The following is a 14,798-nucleotide window of genomic DNA, read 5'->3' as shown; positions in this document are numbered from 1 at the left end:
CGCGTCATAATCTTGCTGGGGTCCTTCAGGGGCGAGGTGAATTGGCGGAAGCCGAGGCTGAGTACCGAGCCGTGCTAAAAACGGCACGGCGTGTTCTTGGCGACGATAACCCCAGCACGCTAGTCGCACGAGGAAACCTCGCTAGCATCCTCCGCGCGCGTCAGAAAATGTCACAGATATGACAGAAAAATCGTTGAATTTGGGCTTGCCTTATGTCTTTCTCGGCGTAAGGGACGGGACGCTGCTTAGGCATTCTAAATGCGCATACTTCGAAGCGCTGATTCACAGGGTAGGCAATCATTGTTGGGTCTCGTTACGGCGCCCTGGACGCTCGTATCCTCTGCTTTTGCCTCACTGATCCAATGGTTGAGGCCAGCCGTTCGGCTCGGTCGATCTGGATTTTAACGGCTTCCCGTTCGCCGATGGCAGCGAACGCGTTTGCCAAGTCGACTCGTAGGGCGGTTTCGGCACGTGTGAACGAGGCGTCAAGTCCTTCGAGCGCTGTGGAAAGCACGTCGACGGCTTCGGGATCGGCGAAACGGGCGAGGGCGTGGCCGCGCCAGCGGGCGAGGTGGATCGAGTCGAGCACGACGTACGGACCTTCAGGATCGCTCGACTCGGCTGGCAGTAGCTCTACTGCGGTGTCGAATGCGCGGAGGCTGTCGTCGCGCCGGTTGTGCGCTGCCAGCGCTTCGCCGTGCGCTGCCGCGAGCCATGACTTAAGTAGGCGAGAGCACGTCGATTCGGCTCTCCGTCGAGCCGTAGCAAGCAACTCGACGGCGGCCTTGGTTTCACCGATGTCAAGCAGGACAAACGCTTGCTCTGCAGCCGTGTGAACCTCGAATGCTCCGGTGCTGGACTCCCGTGCCGCTTGCTTGGCTTGCTCGTAGTGCTGCCAGGACTCGATGGTTTTGCCAAGGTCGAGCGCTTGCCAACCGGCGAGCGTATGCAGCTCGGAAAGCAGCGCGGCGAGCTGTTCGCGTGGCTTTCCGGGGAGACTGTGGGTTAGCAGCCTGCCGACCTGGTTGGTCTTGGCGCACACCTCGTCGTAGGCGATGACTGCGCCGAGTTGGCGGTCAAGGCGGCGAATTGCGGTCAGCTGTTCGCGGAGCAAGCCGAGTACCGCTCCGTCGACTCGGCGGGACGCGTGGATCATCTGTCGCAGCTCGGCAGCTGAATCATCGGGAGGCTCGGCGGAGGACGGAGCCAGCAGTTCGTCAATGCTCAGGCCAAGAATGCGTTCCAGCAGCCGAGCAGTGGCAGGACGGACAGGGCCGAGCGGTTGTCCTTTGGGACCGCGCCCGGACGCAAGTCGCTGCAGGTGACGCACGCCGAGCGTGCCGGGTTCGTTGTGTTCACGAGCGAACTGCTCGGCGTACTCGGCGAACTCTTCGAGCGTCTGCCGTCGCTCCCGAATCTTCTCTTCAAGCACTGTGCGAGGCGGTCGCACCGGCCGTACCTCCCGTCCGCGCGCGGGTGTACTCGCAGGTCGTCTTTATGTCGTGTTCAAGTCGTTCCGCTGATATCGCTCACTTGCCAAGCTTATTTCAGTGTGACACGGGCCGACTCCAGCCGGTCACACAACCGTCCGGCGGCGGCGCTCTCCGCGCTCTTGCGCTGCCGCCGGACACCCTGGAGAAGCGGTCAGAGCCGAGGGACCGCCGACCTTCGGCTCTGGCCACGGACCGCTTGCAGGCGGTCACGAAATGCCGTCCGGCGTCGCCGTCTCGCCCCCCTCAACGCGGCGACACCGGGCACCTGAACACGGCCGGGGCCGATTTACCCCCGACACTCGGCCCCGGCCGTGTTCCAACTGGAACTGGAGGCCACCCGTGGACGCATCGACACCGTGCCGCCCGTGCACGGGGCTGGACAACTCGGGCTGCGTGCTGGCGATCATGCGGGAAAACACACTGATCACGTCGTATGTCAACGACAGCGACATGATCTCCATTTCGGTGCCAGGCAAGCCGTGTGACGTGCTGCTGGTCCTCGATGCAGGCGGAGCGGAAGAGCTCATCGCGCAACTGAATCTGCGGCTCTCCGAACTACACCGCCGCCGGAACTCGGGTGGCGAAGCTGCCATCTTGAGGCGGTGGTGAGCGTGCACCCATTTCACTGGACCCCCGCGCAAGGCCAGCGGCACGCCAGCCTCGACACGCGACCAGGTGGCGGCTATCCCACCGGCATGTCGGTAAAGACGCTCTGCAACCAGCAACTCACCGCCGAGAACACGGACCTCGCCTGGCTTTGGCTGACCTGCCCCGACTGTGACGTCGAAGCGCATCGCCTAGCCGGCGTTCCCCTGATCAACGAACCAGCAGAGCCCGAGCGCCGAAGCTCGGGGCGGCACGCCCGCAAGCGGTCCAGTGTTCCGTGACACATTCCGTGACTTCCGCTAGTCTCACGATCGCCTGTCACGAAACGTGTCACGATATGAGGACTCATGTCTGCCGTGCTGTGCTTGGGATGCGGTGAACCACTCACGCCAGGGTCCAACCTCGGGCGGCGAACTCGGTACCACGGCGCGGCCTGTCGGCAACGCGCCCGCCGAGCACGCCTGCGCGCTGAAAGCGAGCGCGGCTGGGCAGCGCTGGAACGAGTCGATGCGGCAATAGTCGCTGCACGCCGAGCAATGGGCAGTGGCGCGAATCCCCAAGTGGCAGTAGCGGATTTGCTGGCTGCTGCAACCGAACTCGCTAACTTGCACGGTGTCGCCGGAGCAACTCGAACGTTTGCCCCGGCTGTTGTCGCTACTGAGGCAGACGTCACGAAAAGCGTCACGGAACCGCTCCCGGACAACTACCAGAGCACCCCCGCCGTTACCGAGCTGAACGGGATCACAGAGGGAGCCACCGACTTGCCGCAGTCGCGGCAGCTTCCGAGGCCGATCGGCCACACGGAGACGGTGGATCTGGACACGGTCAGGATGGACCGGGCATCAGATTTCGAGCAGACACGCAGATGGATCGTCCTATGTGGCGATGGAGAGAATGAACGCCTGGTCGGGTACTTGGACTCGGACGGCACCAAGGCGAAGAAGTGGCAAGCGCTGGGGCCGATGCTGACTCGGATCTACGGCGGGCCATGCCGAACGAGGCAGGAAGCGCTGCTTCGCCTTCTGGATCCGCACGTGCCCAAGCGCTGATCCCTTCGCCAACGTCGATGGCTGGACTGCTGCCCATGTCCCAACGTCGGGCGTCACAAACGGGGTCTGGTCAGGTGTTGGGGACAACTCAGAACGAGAAGCAACCGCCGTCCCGCCCTGGCTCTCTGGACTGATGTTGCAAGCTCGGCGGGACAGGTGGAAGGAAGAGGCGAAACACAGTCAAGCGCCCCGGTCTGGGCGAGAAACAGGACAGGTGGGACAGGTTGCCGCGAACCTGTCCCACCTGTCCTTCTGCGCGTTCCCGCTGGTCATCTCCTATGACGGCTTGCCATGACGATCGTGACGGGTGGCCGGGTTAGTGCGGGTCTGCTGACGGGTTGCCGATCGGTCGTGTGACGCCTATTCAACATCCTCTGGGGCATCGACAACCTGCTGCCTGCACTCACCGACGGCGGCGCGGAGGTCAGCCGTGTAGTAGCCGCGTACCTGACGGACCGTGCCATCCTCATTTGTGGTCCGTCCCCGTCGTGGCTGGCATCCAAGGTTTCCCATCTGCCGACCGAACATTGTCGGCTCGACGTCCAGCGCTTCGGTTAGCTCGGCTGTGGGTACGAACTCGCGCTGGTCCAAGCCGTCACCGAGGTAGTCGACGACCGATACGAGCGGTTCCGGCAGTTGGCACGGCGCGTTGTCTTCGGTGCTGGTGCCGAGTGCCTTCACAACAGCGGCCTGGTCGATCGCGCGCGGGCTGTCGTCGCCCGCTGCGTGTCCAGTCAGCGTTCCTGCTGCCTCTCGGAGCATGCGTCCTCGTTCGCAGATGCCGCGCCATTCGGCGTTGTGCATGTAGAAGGTCCGCACGGTCACGGCGAGCATGTCGGCTCCGGCGTCGGTGTCGCCGTCGGGTCGCAGGATGCCGACGCCTTTGTGGGTGGGCAGCAGTGTGGAGGCGTCGAATCCTCGTGTGTTCATTTGCTCGCCGAGCACGATGTTGGAGTCCCGCCAGTCCATCACCCGTAACGCGAAGCGTGACCCGAGCACCGCACGCAACCTTGAGGGAATCGTGTTGGAGTCCGGCCGCTGGGTGGCGAGGATGACCACAATCCCTACGGCTGGCCCCTTGCGGGCAAGGTAGGTCAGCAGGTCCGCGATGTAGGTTCCGAGCGTGGTTTTCTTGCCCTCGATCTCCTCGCGTGTCGGGTTTTCCAGGTAGATCTGAACTTCGTCGATGATCACGGCCGTGATCGGCATGCCCAGGTCTCGATCACGGGAGATGTCCGGTGTGATCTTCGACTCGGGACAGATCTCGTCATCCAGTGTGGACATTCGGGAGAACCGGGCTTGCACTTCGGCGACCAGTTCGACCAGGTAGTCCCGGACGGCTTCGGTGTGTTCCTGTTCGTCGCCGCAGACGTATCGGTGCGCCACTGTTTCGGCGGCTTGCCAGTCCTTCCCGCCTTTGCCGTCGAAGACGTACAGCTGCGTGTACGGATCGAGGATCAGCCCGGCCGCCGGTAGTCGGGTGGCGCATGTCTTGCCCTGCCGGGGAATCGCCCCGACGATCAACGACGTCCATACCACTGGCAGGTCGATCCGCCGGTTGCGCGCGTCGCGTCCGAAAGGGATCGGCCGCCAGGCGTCCCAGAACTCCACATCCACCAATGGAAACCGCAACGGCCGCCCGGAGTATGGGTCCTCATCGGCAACCCACAGGAACACGCGCCCGGCGTGACCGCCTCGGCCGCGTACCCGCTCGACGATCAGCTGCAATTCGTCGACCGCGAGCGCGGAGGCGAGCGCTTCGCGGTGTTTGATGACGTCGGCGGCTTTGCGGGTTGCGGGGAGGTCGACGGTGACGGCCCAGCCCGCGCCGTCGTGTGCGGCACGCTCGACAAGGCGTAGCGATTCGTCCTTGCCGATTAGCTTTGCGTCCCGGAACGCATCCACCAAGACTTGCGGGTCCATCGTCCAGGTCAATGTCCGCGGACCGGCCAGCACCGGTTTACGGCCGGGCGCCCCATCTTTCCGCTGTCCGAACACGGCCAACGTCGCCGAGCCGAGTCCGGCGGCGATCCACAGCGTCCGTCCGCCATAGACGACGTAGGCCACGGTGAGCACTGCGGCAGCGGACAACGCCACGGCACCGGTCACCTTCCAGCGGAACAGCGTGAGCGCACGGATCTCGGAGAACTTGTCTGCGAGCTTCTCGGACTGCTCGGCGGCGTCGCGGTAGTCATGCACGCGTACCCACCGACGCCAACACCGGATAGCCGCCGCAGTGCCCCGTGCGACCGCGCCGACGAATCGCCACGGCGAGCGCAGCACGAACGCCAAGGCGTCCACGGCCGCATGTTTTGCCGCTTGGCGTGACTTCAACGTGGCCGGTACGTGCGGTGAACGCAGCCACCAGTTCATGAACCGTCGCCAGCCTGTCAGCTTCGGTACGTCAGGTGTGTCATCGACTAGCTCAGCCTCGAACACGGCCGATTCCAGTTCACTTGATGGTCTGGGAACAGGAAGCGATTCGCTGTGTGCGTTCATGGCTGCCCACCGCTCTCGTTCACTTCGGACGCGAGCGCGGCGGCCAGCCGCGAAGACAAGCCACGAGAGCACCCTGTTGCCTCTCTGATCCACGCAGGAGTCACAGACACGCCTGGTTGCCACGCCGCCCGCGCCCGCCTCAAGTAGTCGTCGAAGGATGTCCGCCGCCCGGTGCCCGGTGGCCGGTCGCGAGTCGGCTTGGGCGCCCGCGCTATGTCCGTCTGCTCGTTGTCCGGACAGTTGACCGCTGCGTTCGTGAACGCTGTCCGGACCGCTTCGCTGAGCTTGTCCCGGAGATCGGTCACGGCCTCGGCGGCAACGAACACGACCAGTGGCGGCACGGAATGCAGCACGACCAGGTCCGCCGATCTGTCCGCGTACGCCTCCCAGGTGTTCATCACGTACGTAGCGGCGAGCGTGAACCACTTCGCTCCGCGCACCCATCCGCCGGTGCGGATGCCGTAGTGGGCGGTGACCTGCTCGGCCCGCAGGATCGCCAGCAGCACCAACGACACCATCGGATCGAGCAGCCACGCCGCTAGCCACGGCAGCGACCACGCAGCCGCGCCGTTCGCGGCGAACTGCTGAACGTTGGTCATGGTGAACGCCAGACCGAGCAGAATCCCGGTCCAGCACAACCGGTCCACCTGCTTGCGCACCTGCTCGACCGCTTCGGCCTCGGCAAGGGTGAGCGGCACCCGCCGCCCACCGCCGAGCGTCGGCGACGCGCTCATTGCCGCCGCCCTTTCCGCTGCTGAGGCACGTCCATTGTGGTCACAGTGAGTGCCTTGGTCAGCGTGTACGAGGCGAACAACGCCGGTACGCCGAGCACCGCGAGCAGCAGCGTCGTGTTGCCGGGGTGGCTGATGACGATCCACTGCACGCCCACGATCGCGCCCGCCGTGGTCACGACCCGACCAGCCAGCGACACCAGCCGGACGCTCGCCCTAGCGGCTTCGGTAGCGCGCCGTGTGGCGCGCGCACTTGCTCGCCACACCATGACCAACACGAGTAGGCCACCGAGAGCAGCCAGGATCTCTACGGGGGTCAGTTGCAGCATCATCGCGCAGCACCCCCTTCGGCACGCTCCCCGCGCTGAAGCCAGTGCGGGTACACCGCACGCCGGTCGTCCTCGCAGAGAGCACCCCAGACACCGAGGGTGCTCTCTCCCGCGACGCGAAGATCCAGTTCGAGGCATTCGTCTTGGACCGGGCAGCCCGCACACATCCGCGCCGCCAACTCACGATCGGTCATCGGCTGGTCAGCCCAGGCGGGTTCGTCCTCGGAGCTTCGCGCCATGCAGATGCCACTGCGGAGTACCGCATCGGCAAGCACCGCGCCCGGCACCCAACGCACGCAGTCCAGCCGCCAAGCGATACCGATCAAACGGACGTCGTTGAACGAGGTCATCACTGCCGACCCCCGTCCTGCGTCGCGCCGTTGTCGGTTGGCTTGCTGAGCAGGCGAACCAGCTCGCTGGCGGGGATCACGGGGCGGCCATTGCGCTGGACGGTGCGCAGCGTGCCGAGCCGGATCGCACGGGAGACCGTCGATGGATCGACATTGAGAATCCACGCGGCCTTACGGACGGTGAAGTTGGCGTCGTTGTGGTTCACCGTGCACCTCCCGCCAACCGAGCAACCTCGTTGGCAATGCGGCGCTCGGCCGCCATCCGAGCCACGTCGACACATCCACCCGACTCGCTGGCATCGGCAGCCAGCTTGTCGACGGCGGAGGCAGGGACGACGTAGCGCGTCCGGACCCGCACGGCAGGGAAGGCGTCTTCCCGAATCGCTCGGTACAGGGTCGAGGGATTGCACCGCATGATTCGGGCGGCTTCCCGAACCGTGTAGAACGTCGGTCGCCCGACGTTTTCGGCATTGCTATTCATGGCAAATGTCCTTTGACTTGAGACAAGAGAGCTTATTTCGGCGGAGATAAGAGCCAGTTTTAGCTCTTAATGGCGCGTAAGGGCCGAAACGCGGCGAGCTATGCGTTGGGGTCGCCCCGCGGAATCGCGTTAACGCGCTAATCTCGGCGCCGAGGCGGAGCGCGGAGGAATACGTGACGGAGGACTGGGCTGCGGTCGCTCGCGCGATCGATCAGCGCGTGAGCGAGTTGGGCATGCGCCAACGCGAATTGGCGAAGCGCTCGCATGTATCGCAAGCGACGGTGCGCGAGTTGCAGCACAACACCGTCCAACGCCGCCGAAGCGCGCGAACGCTGGAGGCTCTGTCGCTGGCGCTCAGTTGGCACCCGCAACACCTGTTGGCTGTTCTGGAAGGCCGCAGGCCACCAGCGGTCGGCGAGCCGGTGTTCGCCGAAGACGACGTGCCCACACGGTTGGACGCCATCGAGCGTCACCTTCGCGAGATCACGCGCCTGCTCGACGAAATGAACTCGCGGCTCGGCGCTGGGACTGATCGTGACGGCAAGTCGGCCGGGTAGTTGGCCCGGCTCGCGGGCGACCGGCCTTATCGGGCAGGTCGTTGTTTTTGCGTTTCGCATGCCACCAAGAAACGGCATCCGAGCAAGCTTTTGCAGATGGCGCGGGTTAACCGCTATTCCATTAACCGCAATTAACTTCGCAGGTCAAGGCTGTTATCCGGCGCGGGGGTACTGATGGCGGAGACGCGACTTCAGGTGGTGCGCAAGCAGCTCGGCTACTCCGCTGACAACGTCATTCGGATGCTGCTACGGCGAGCGGAAGCGCTCGATATTCCGGTGATGACTCCCGCAAGCCTGAAAACCAAGCTTTCCCGTTGGGAGAACGGCCACGAAACGGTAAGCCAGCCATACCGGCGGCTGTTCCGAGACGTCTACGGCCGCACCGACCCCGAGCTTGGCTTCCCGCCGGAGCCAGACGACGGCGACGCTGCCGAACTCCGCTCTCGCCTGGCGATGGCACGACACGTTGACGCCGAGACGGTCGACGTGTTCCGTCGACAGATCAACGACGCGCGACACGTCGACCGCCGGTTCGGCGGAATCACACTTCTCGACCAGCTCCGCAGCACCATCCAACAAGTCGAGGGCTTGCTCAGCTACAACACCGTGAGCAGCCAACGGGAAAGCCTCGCGGGCGCTCTCACAGAAGCGTCTACATTGGCCGGTTGGGAAGCGCTCGACCGCAATGCGATCAGCCAAGCGTGGGAGCACTACGAACGCGCGAAAGCGGCGGCGCGTGAAGCGATGTCCCCAGCCTTGCTGGCGCACGCCACAGCCGAGCAAGCCTTCGTCCTGATCGATATCGGCGAGAGCTCCGCCGCCGTCGAGCAGCTCGCTCACGCCCGCAAACTCGCCGAACAAGCTGCGCCACCGCTGCTGCGCGCGTGGTTGGCCGCTGCGCACGGTGAGGGGCTCGCCTCGGCAGGCCAACGAGAAGGCGCTTTGCGTGCCTTCGATGCGGCGGATGCATTGCTGCCTGCCGATCCAGTCGACGCCGCGCTGCCGTTTCTGTTCCTAGGTGACTCGCACCTTGACCGGTGGCGAGGTAACGCGCTGAGCAAGCTCGGCGAGCCGGAGGCAATCGACCAACTCACCGATGCCCTGCCGCGCCTTCCGGCCGCGTTCGTGAGAGCGCGGACAGGACTTCTGGTTGACCTTGCCTTCGCCTTTGCGGCGGCTGGCGATCGTGACGCCGCGCTCGACCACTCCCGGCAAGCGCGGCGTCTGGCATCTCAGATCAAGTCTGACCGACAGCTACGGCGCCTTGACGGTCTGATCTTGCCCGGCAGTGCGGCCGGTGCGGCGTGACTCCAGGTAGTACAGCAAGGCGACCAGGGTTCCCGATCCGAGAAGTTCCTGCCGCTGCGCCAGCTCTGCCACGCGCGAGAGCGGCACCCACTCAACACGACCTACTTCCTCGGTATCCGTTGGGTCACCGATGTGCTTCGCACCGTGCCACAAGTACACGTCTACGGGGGCCGTGACTTGCCCTGGCAACGGCTCGAAGCTGACCAGGTGCTCAGCTTCGCCGATCGGTTCCCAGCCGCTCTCCTCGGCAGCCTCGCGGGCCGCCGTACCGGCGGAGTCGTCCCCATCGTCGACCATGCCGCCTAGGAGCTCGTATCCCCACTGGTCGGTGGGGAACCGATACCGCCACAACATCAGTGCCCGGTCCTGGTCGTCCACAATCAGCGCAATGGCAATCCGGGCAAGGTGGACAACGTGGTACTCCCAGCGCTGCCCGTTCGGCGCTTCAACGTCGGCGAGTCCCAGCCGTACCCAGCGGTTGTCGTAGACGATCCGCTCTCCATAGGTCTTCCATGCTCCGCGCTCATCACTCACACCGGGCAGCCTACGGCCGCAATTCAGCCGAAGCAGCAGCCGACGACCGGTCCTGTGACCAGGGGCAAAGCGGTTAACGGCGGCCTTCCCGCTCCTCAAACCGACCAGTCGAGCGCCACGACGCCAGCTCCTCACCGATCGCCGCGATTCGGCCGGTCTCGTCGGCGAAGTACCGCACTTTCAGCTCGTCGATCTCGGATTCAGGAGCCGGATCGATCCCATGCTCGGCGCAAACCTGCTCGTACTCAGCCCGGCTTAGCCCACTCGGAAAACGTCGCTTCAGATTGTCGCGCCACCGCTCGCGCTGTGCCCGTCGCTCGTCAGACAGCCCTCCACGGCGATTTTGGTGCAATCTGTACGCCACGTGCACCGCAACATCCGTTTCGTTCATAGCTGGCATTGCGCTTGCTTCCGGCGACTCGCACATGGCATCAGACAGCGGCTTAACGCCCACCGCAGCGCAAGCCCTCTCGTACTGCCCCCGGCTGTAGCAGCCGCGCCGCCGCCCTTCCTCGGTTCCGGCCGCAACATCGGCCTGGTCCACCACGGCCCAAACCCCAGCCAATATCGCCGAACGCCGATCCTGATCAGTCATGAACAACAAGGTAGCGTCGAGTTCGTATTGAGAGCCGAACTAACGGGATGGCTGTTCAGGTGGTGATCACGCAACGTGATACCGGCTCTTGGCTGAGGGGCTTTGCTGGGATTGTCTGCCCGGACCGCGCGGCCAGACGGGAAGGCAGACGGCCCCGAGCCGCAGAAGGGGCACGCTGGAGCGCGGGAGATGTTTCGCCGGACGGGCAGGCCAACAGGGTGAGGGGCACGCTGTTCGAGCGCTGTGGTTCGGACTGCTCTGCCCTCACCCCATCGACCTCCCAGAGGGCTATTAGGCTGAGTCAACGGGGCAAGCTCACGCCGGAGCCTCCCGTGAACATGGCATGTTGTCCCTTGACGGCCTGACTGGGCCTCGCCAGGTCGATGGGGTGAGGGCAGAGGCGCTCTCTCGTAGGTGGGGGCGGTGTGGCCGTCAATTTAGCCCGCGCCGCCTTAACGACGGTATAGCTTCTGGCTTGCAGCCGTGGAGACTAATCGACGAACCGTATCCATAATCTCAAGAACGTCGTCGTGAAGGGCAATGTAATCCTTGTTGTCTATCGCAACGTATTCGCCGTGTGCTATCTTGTTTCGAGAGCGCAGCAACTCATAGTCAATAAGGTTGACTTTGGTGGCAAGTGGAGAGAAATCAAGTCCAAGTGAGATAAATAAGTCTTTGCATACCTCGCTGTTGAGGTTGCTCTTCGTGTCAATCTCTTCGTTGTTTGGTATATGGGGACGACATTTTTCATTTTCGATTATCCATTTTATTCGTTCTATTGCCACCTCGGTTTCTGTCTTGCCTGTCCCCCGTCGCATTGAGTGTTCGACCGCGCGCGCAAGAAAGTTCGGACTTAGCTCGCTGGCTTGCAGTTTTCTGCGCGAAACAAACTTTAGGTATCTCGCGAGCGCAAGCTTGGTATAGCCTTCCCAGTGAGCGTATAGCAGAGCGACTCCAGCACGACATAAGCATCGTTGCGCAGGGCCAGGAGTAGAAGCTCGCACTTGGGATAGCAGGCTGTGCATTTCAGCCCTTCGCCAAGCGAAATCCTCGTCAAGCTGATCCTCTAGATCTTCCACTGTAGACAAGGGTTCCCCTAGCTTCCAAAAGCTCGCTCTCCGGCCTCTACCATATACGGAATGCGCTGGTTGGCTCGTTTTCCTCCTCCTGCGCGCTCATTGAAAGAATCGTCATTCCAAAGGCGATCGATAGCCTGTGGTAGCGTTTCCGAACGTTCTTCGATCGTCATTTCTCGCCAGCGAGTGTAGTTTCGTGCCAGACCGCTCGATATGGCTTCGAATGCGGATATACTGAAACGTCCTGAGGTATTTCCGCTGTTAGTAGGACGCTTAAATGCGTTCTTTCCTAGCAAGGAAAATAGGGTAGTGAAGACGAACTTGAATCGCTCTTCCTCCTCATCTCGGTTAAAGTGTGGATCTTCAACAAACGCTCGCATCTTGCGGGTTAGGTACTCGCCGACGTCGCCCATCTTCTTGAGCTCGGAATGGGGCGCGTTCGCGAATGCTAGATAACGAAGGATTGATTCCACTCCATAAGATTCCTGCTCTTTGGTCTCCGAAATGTCCATTACGGCGTCGTACTCGGGCAGTTTGGACAGCTCATTCAACCATCTCGCGAACTTGGGATCGAGCATTACTGCGAGACAGTTTCGAGCCTCTTGTTCGGAAAGGCGAGTCCCGCTGTTCAACCGTTGAAATAGATCAAACTTTGCCCTTTCGTCGCTTTCTTTCTGGACAATGTTGAAATCAATTCTAGCGCGCTTGAAAACCCGACGTTGTGCGTCGGTCAAGGACTGCGTGTTGTTAGATTTAAACCCGTTCGCTATCTCCACTTCGGAGTCCCAGACGATCCCTTTTAGGTGCTTCAAATAGTCGGACGCGACCAACGGTATGGCACCGACCTTCTTCTTGTCCTCGTCCCTAAGAACACCCATAAAGCGAAGGATGCTCGAAAGTCTTTGAACGCCATCGACGACATCCCAGACGCCGTCTTGCCTCTGAGCAACAAAGATCGGCGGAATCGGGACTCCAAGAAATATGCTTTCGATTAGTCGCGATTGCTGTTCAATCGTCCATCGAAAAATTCGCTGAAATTCCGGGTGAATCTCGAGATCGCCTTCGCTATACATTGCTACGGCTTCACTGATCGACATGCTGTATCGATCTGTGTGAATCTCCTGTGCGCGCTCGTCGATTTCTTCCTGCAAGCTTTGCATGTAGCATCCTTTTCTGCGGGGGATTGTAAGCTTACCGGATCTCTAAGCAGTACCTACTGCCTTCCGGATGTATGATCCTCTCGCGGAGAGACTGTGCACGGCCGGGGTGCCAACCTCAACCGGCGTCGGGACCGGCTGAGCCCCCTGGGCTGGAAGGCAGCGACATCTGACAGCGTCGCCGCGGAGGTACATCCAGGCGCGCCCACCGGCCATAGCTGGCGTAACAACGACAAATGAGGCGACGCAGTGCGTTAACGCAGGGTGCGGATGCCTAACGAAGACGCACGGCTTCGGCAAACCTTGGGGCAAGCGAATTCATCACCCGTCAGATTATGGGTGTGCCGACAATCCGAGAACCGCAACACGGCGGCCAAGCTCACTCTAACTTCTGGTCCGCTTTGGCATGCGAGAGCCGAGGATTTCGGCGGCTTTGCGGTCGGAGGCTGCTACCCAGGCTGCGTAGACGCGGAGGGTTGTTGCTCCTCCTCCGCCGTGGCCGAGGCGGCCGGAGACGGTAGGAAGGTCGACGCCTGCCGTTAGGAGCTCGGTCGCTGAGTAGTGGCGCAGCGCGTGTAGGTGGGTGTCGATACCCAGCCGGTCGGCCATGTCCTTGTATCGCTGGGTGACGGCGTTCGGCGAGTAGGGCTCGGAGTGGTCCGGGGTCTTGGTGCCGCTGAAGACGAACACGTCATCGGTGAACGGCAGACCCAACGCCTTCACGCGGTCGCAGACGCGTGCCTTGTGTTCCCGCAGCAAGACGACGGTTTCGGAGTCGAGCGCGATGCGACGGTTCTGGTGGGTCTTGGTGTCCTTTTCCTTGCCGCGTACCCAGTTTCGGCGCAGGTCGATCACTTCTTCGTCGAGATCGATGCGAGAGAAGCGGAGGCCAACGAGTTCCCCTCGGCGCATGCCTGTGGTCATCGCGAGCCAGACGAGCGTTCCCCAGTCGTCGTCCATGCGGAACGCCTCTTCGGAAAGCCGGGCGGCCTCGGCCAGGGTCGGCGGGTCTGGTTCCGGGCGCTTCTGCCTCGGCTTGCGGGCCACGCGGGCAGGATTCGAGCTGATCCAGTCCCAGCGCTCGGCGGCGTCGAGGGTGCCGCTGATGATCGCGTGAATCTGTCGGACCGTCGAAGCGGCCATTGGCTTGCACTCGTGCGCTCGGAATTGCTCGGTCGCGCAGTCGTGTTCGCCGCTCTTCTTGTGGCGCTCGACATACGGCTTGCCGTCGCAGCGGCGACGGCAGCGTCGAAGCTCCGTGTAGAAGCTCTCCAGCATGCGAGCCGAGATCTTGTTTACGGCAGTGTCGCCGAGTGCGGGCACGATGGAGCGGTTGATGTAGCCCTCGTAGGTGTGCCGGGTGCTGTCTTCGATCTCGCTCGTGCGCATCCACTCGGCGAGCGCGTACGACAGGCTCACCGATGACGGGGCGGAGCGCTGGCCGTCGACCTGGGCCAGCAGCTTGTTCAGCGCCTTCTCCGCGAGCTTCTGTGCCGCCTTGTCTGTGCCGTTGATGGTCTCGCGGAGGTAGGCCCGCTTGCCGGTTACGGGGTCCGTACCTGCGTAGACGATGACGCGGAGGGTCTTCCCGCGTTCTTCGATTCGGCCGCGTTGACGGCCCTCAGCCCGAGCACGACTCATGGCCTTGAGCATACTCGCACCCAAGGCCGCACCCACTGGACCAGATCATGATCCACACCTTCACTTGTAACGCCAGGTCAGGCGCTGTGCCCCCGGTGCGACTCGAACGCACACTGGACGGATTTTGAGTCCGCTGCCTCTGCCGATTGGGCTACGGGGGCTGGTTCGGTCGTCAGCATACTCGATCCTTGATCAACCCTCTTTGGGAGGGTGCCGGGGCTTTCTTGTCTTGTTTGTCCTGGTTCGGGACCCTGGTGGTTTTCGATCATTGCGGGTTAGGTTCGCAGCTTCTACGCCGAATTTACGCCGGGGGCTGTTGTGGTTGATGAAGCCAGGGTTGGGGCCGTCGCCGACGATTCCGATGATGTTGGGCTTCGGCGGAGTCTGAAGAA

Annotated in this window: 17 protein-coding genes and 1 tRNA gene; 5 read left to right on the top strand and 13 right to left on the bottom strand. The window is 62.7% G+C overall.

The window, feature by feature from the left end:
- The coding region (locus MOQ72_RS45770; protein ID WP_372495587.1) for a tetratricopeptide repeat protein at nucleotides 1–182 on the top strand (182 nt) is incomplete at its 5' end.
- Nucleotides 183–313: 131 nt separating this feature from the next.
- On the opposite strand, the gene MOQ72_RS30855 is transcribed toward MOQ72_RS45770, so the two are convergent.
- Entirely contained in the window at nucleotides 314–1,432 is a 1,119-nt protein-coding gene (locus MOQ72_RS30855; protein WP_242189261.1) for an NsdA family TPR-like regulatory protein, read from the bottom strand.
- 400 nt (nucleotides 1,433–1,832) lie between these two features.
- Between MOQ72_RS30855 and MOQ72_RS30850 the strand changes: the two genes are divergently transcribed.
- Together MOQ72_RS30850 and MOQ72_RS30845 are read left to right on the top strand one after the other, a co-directional pair.
- Nucleotides 1,833–2,102 (top strand): hypothetical protein, encoded by a 270-nt coding sequence (locus MOQ72_RS30850; protein ID WP_242189260.1) that lies wholly within the window; start codon nucleotides 1,833–1,835, stop codon nucleotides 2,100–2,102.
- Entirely contained in the window at nucleotides 2,096–2,380 is a 285-nt protein-coding gene (locus MOQ72_RS30845; protein ID WP_308197999.1) for an HC3 family zinc finger protein, read from the top strand. The genes MOQ72_RS30850 and MOQ72_RS30845 overlap by 7 nt, the downstream gene beginning before the upstream one ends.
- Before the next feature lie 1,128 nt (nucleotides 2,381–3,508).
- Here the strand turns inward: MOQ72_RS30845 and MOQ72_RS30840 are convergent.
- The 6 genes from MOQ72_RS30840 to MOQ72_RS30815 are packed head-to-tail and all read right to left on the bottom strand — an operon-like array spanning nucleotide 3,509 to nucleotide 7,538.
- A complete protein-coding gene (locus tag MOQ72_RS30840; RefSeq protein WP_242189259.1) occupies nucleotides 3,509–5,647 on the bottom strand; it encodes an FtsK/SpoIIIE domain-containing protein in 2,139 nt (712 codons plus the stop codon).
- The gene (locus tag MOQ72_RS30835; protein WP_242189258.1) at nucleotides 5,644–6,381 is read right to left on the bottom strand and encodes a hypothetical protein; all 738 of its coding nucleotides are present in this window, start codon (nucleotides 6,379–6,381) and stop codon (nucleotides 5,644–5,646) included. Before MOQ72_RS30835 ends, MOQ72_RS30840 begins: the two co-directional genes overlap by 4 nt.
- Nucleotides 6,378–6,710: a hypothetical protein gene (locus tag MOQ72_RS30830; RefSeq protein WP_242189257.1), complete on the bottom strand. Its 333-nt coding sequence runs from the start codon at nucleotides 6,708–6,710 to the stop codon at nucleotides 6,378–6,380. The genes MOQ72_RS30835 and MOQ72_RS30830 overlap by 4 nt, the downstream gene beginning before the upstream one ends.
- The gene (locus MOQ72_RS30825; protein ID WP_242189256.1) at nucleotides 6,707–7,057 is read right to left on the bottom strand and encodes a WhiB family transcriptional regulator; all 351 of its coding nucleotides are present in this window, start codon (nucleotides 7,055–7,057) and stop codon (nucleotides 6,707–6,709) included. The genes MOQ72_RS30830 and MOQ72_RS30825 overlap by 4 nt, the downstream gene beginning before the upstream one ends.
- Nucleotides 7,057–7,263, bottom strand: coding sequence for a helix-turn-helix domain-containing protein (locus MOQ72_RS30820; protein ID WP_242189255.1), 207 nt, complete (start codon nucleotides 7,261–7,263; stop codon nucleotides 7,057–7,059). Before MOQ72_RS30820 ends, MOQ72_RS30825 begins: the two co-directional genes overlap by 1 nt.
- Nucleotides 7,260–7,538: a helix-turn-helix domain-containing protein gene (locus tag MOQ72_RS30815; RefSeq protein ID WP_277954918.1), complete on the bottom strand. Its 279-nt coding sequence runs from the start codon at nucleotides 7,536–7,538 to the stop codon at nucleotides 7,260–7,262. Before MOQ72_RS30815 ends, MOQ72_RS30820 begins: the two co-directional genes overlap by 4 nt.
- A gap of 173 nt (nucleotides 7,539–7,711) precedes the next feature.
- On the opposite strand from MOQ72_RS30815, the gene MOQ72_RS30810 reads away from it, so the two are divergent.
- Nucleotides 7,712–8,095 carry a helix-turn-helix domain-containing protein gene (locus MOQ72_RS30810; RefSeq protein WP_242189254.1) on the top strand — a complete coding sequence of 128 codons (384 nt, stop codon included), beginning with the start codon at nucleotides 7,712–7,714 and terminating at the stop codon, nucleotides 8,093–8,095.
- Nucleotides 8,096–8,269: 174 nt separating this feature from the next.
- A complete protein-coding gene (locus MOQ72_RS30805) occupies nucleotides 8,270–9,403 on the top strand; it encodes an NsdA family TPR-like regulatory protein (protein WP_242189253.1) in 1,134 nt (377 codons plus the stop codon).
- Here MOQ72_RS30805 and MOQ72_RS30800 read toward each other — a convergent pair.
- The 6 genes from MOQ72_RS30800 to MOQ72_RS30775 form a co-directional block, all read right to left on the bottom strand.
- Nucleotides 9,350–9,937: an NUDIX hydrolase gene (locus MOQ72_RS30800; RefSeq protein WP_242189252.1), complete on the bottom strand. Its 588-nt coding sequence runs from the start codon at nucleotides 9,935–9,937 to the stop codon at nucleotides 9,350–9,352. The genes MOQ72_RS30805 and MOQ72_RS30800 overlap by 54 nt on opposite strands.
- A 73-nt stretch (nucleotides 9,938–10,010) precedes the next feature.
- Entirely contained in the window at nucleotides 10,011–10,532 is a 522-nt protein-coding gene (locus MOQ72_RS30795) for a hypothetical protein (RefSeq protein WP_242189251.1), read from the bottom strand.
- A gap of 452 nt (nucleotides 10,533–10,984) precedes the next feature.
- Nucleotides 10,985–11,611: an MAE_28990/MAE_18760 family HEPN-like nuclease gene (locus MOQ72_RS30790; protein WP_242189250.1), complete on the bottom strand. Its 627-nt coding sequence runs from the start codon at nucleotides 11,609–11,611 to the stop codon at nucleotides 10,985–10,987.
- Between the two features lie 17 nt (nucleotides 11,612–11,628).
- Complete coding sequence (locus MOQ72_RS30785; protein WP_242189249.1) at nucleotides 11,629–12,768, bottom strand: DUF262 domain-containing protein; 1,140 nt, start codon at nucleotides 12,766–12,768, stop codon at nucleotides 11,629–11,631.
- Between the two features lie 381 nt (nucleotides 12,769–13,149).
- Nucleotides 13,150–14,418, bottom strand: a complete 1,269-nt coding sequence (locus MOQ72_RS30780; RefSeq protein ID WP_242189248.1) for a site-specific integrase — start codon at nucleotides 14,416–14,418, stop codon at nucleotides 13,150–13,152.
- 75 nt (nucleotides 14,419–14,493) lie between these two features.
- Nucleotides 14,494–14,567, bottom strand: a tRNA-Leu gene (locus tag MOQ72_RS30775).
- Between the last annotated feature and the right edge of the window lie 231 nt (nucleotides 14,568–14,798).

It is taken from the genome of Saccharopolyspora soli (assembly GCF_022678645.1).
Taxonomy (GTDB): domain Bacteria; phylum Actinomycetota; class Actinomycetes; order Mycobacteriales; family Pseudonocardiaceae; genus Saccharopolyspora; species Saccharopolyspora soli.
Note: the sequence above shows the minus strand (reverse complement) of the source record. Positions and strands in the feature narration are given on the sequence as shown.

What these genes read in the sequence shown, in the direction of transcription:
- MOQ72_RS30840 (WP_242189259.1), bottom strand. Translation starts at nt 5,647, where the DNA reads ATGAACGCACACAGCGAATCGCTTCCTGTTCCCAGACCATCAAGTGAA.
- MOQ72_RS30835 (WP_242189258.1), bottom strand. Translation starts at nt 6,381, where the DNA reads ATGAGCGCGTCGCCGACGCTCGGCGGTGGGCGGCGGGTGCCGCTCACC.
- MOQ72_RS30830 (WP_242189257.1), bottom strand. Translation starts at nt 6,710, where the DNA reads ATGATGCTGCAACTGACCCCCGTAGAGATCCTGGCTGCTCTCGGTGGC.
- MOQ72_RS30825 (WP_242189256.1), bottom strand. Translation starts at nt 7,057, where the DNA reads ATGACCTCGTTCAACGACGTCCGTTTGATCGGTATCGCTTGGCGGCTG.
- MOQ72_RS30815 (WP_277954918.1), bottom strand. Translation starts at nt 7,538, where the DNA reads ATGAATAGCAATGCCGAAAACGTCGGGCGACCGACGTTCTACACGGTT.
- MOQ72_RS30805 (WP_242189253.1), top strand. Translation starts at nt 8,270, where the DNA reads ATGGCGGAGACGCGACTTCAGGTGGTGCGCAAGCAGCTCGGCTACTCC.
- MOQ72_RS30795 (WP_242189251.1), bottom strand. Translation starts at nt 10,532, where the DNA reads ATGACTGATCAGGATCGGCGTTCGGCGATATTGGCTGGGGTTTGGGCC.
- MOQ72_RS30785 (WP_242189249.1), bottom strand. Translation starts at nt 12,768, where the DNA reads ATGCAAAGCTTGCAGGAAGAAATCGACGAGCGCGCACAGGAGATTCAC.
- MOQ72_RS30780 (WP_242189248.1), bottom strand. Translation starts at nt 14,418, where the DNA reads ATGCTCAAGGCCATGAGTCGTGCTCGGGCTGAGGGCCGTCAACGCGGC.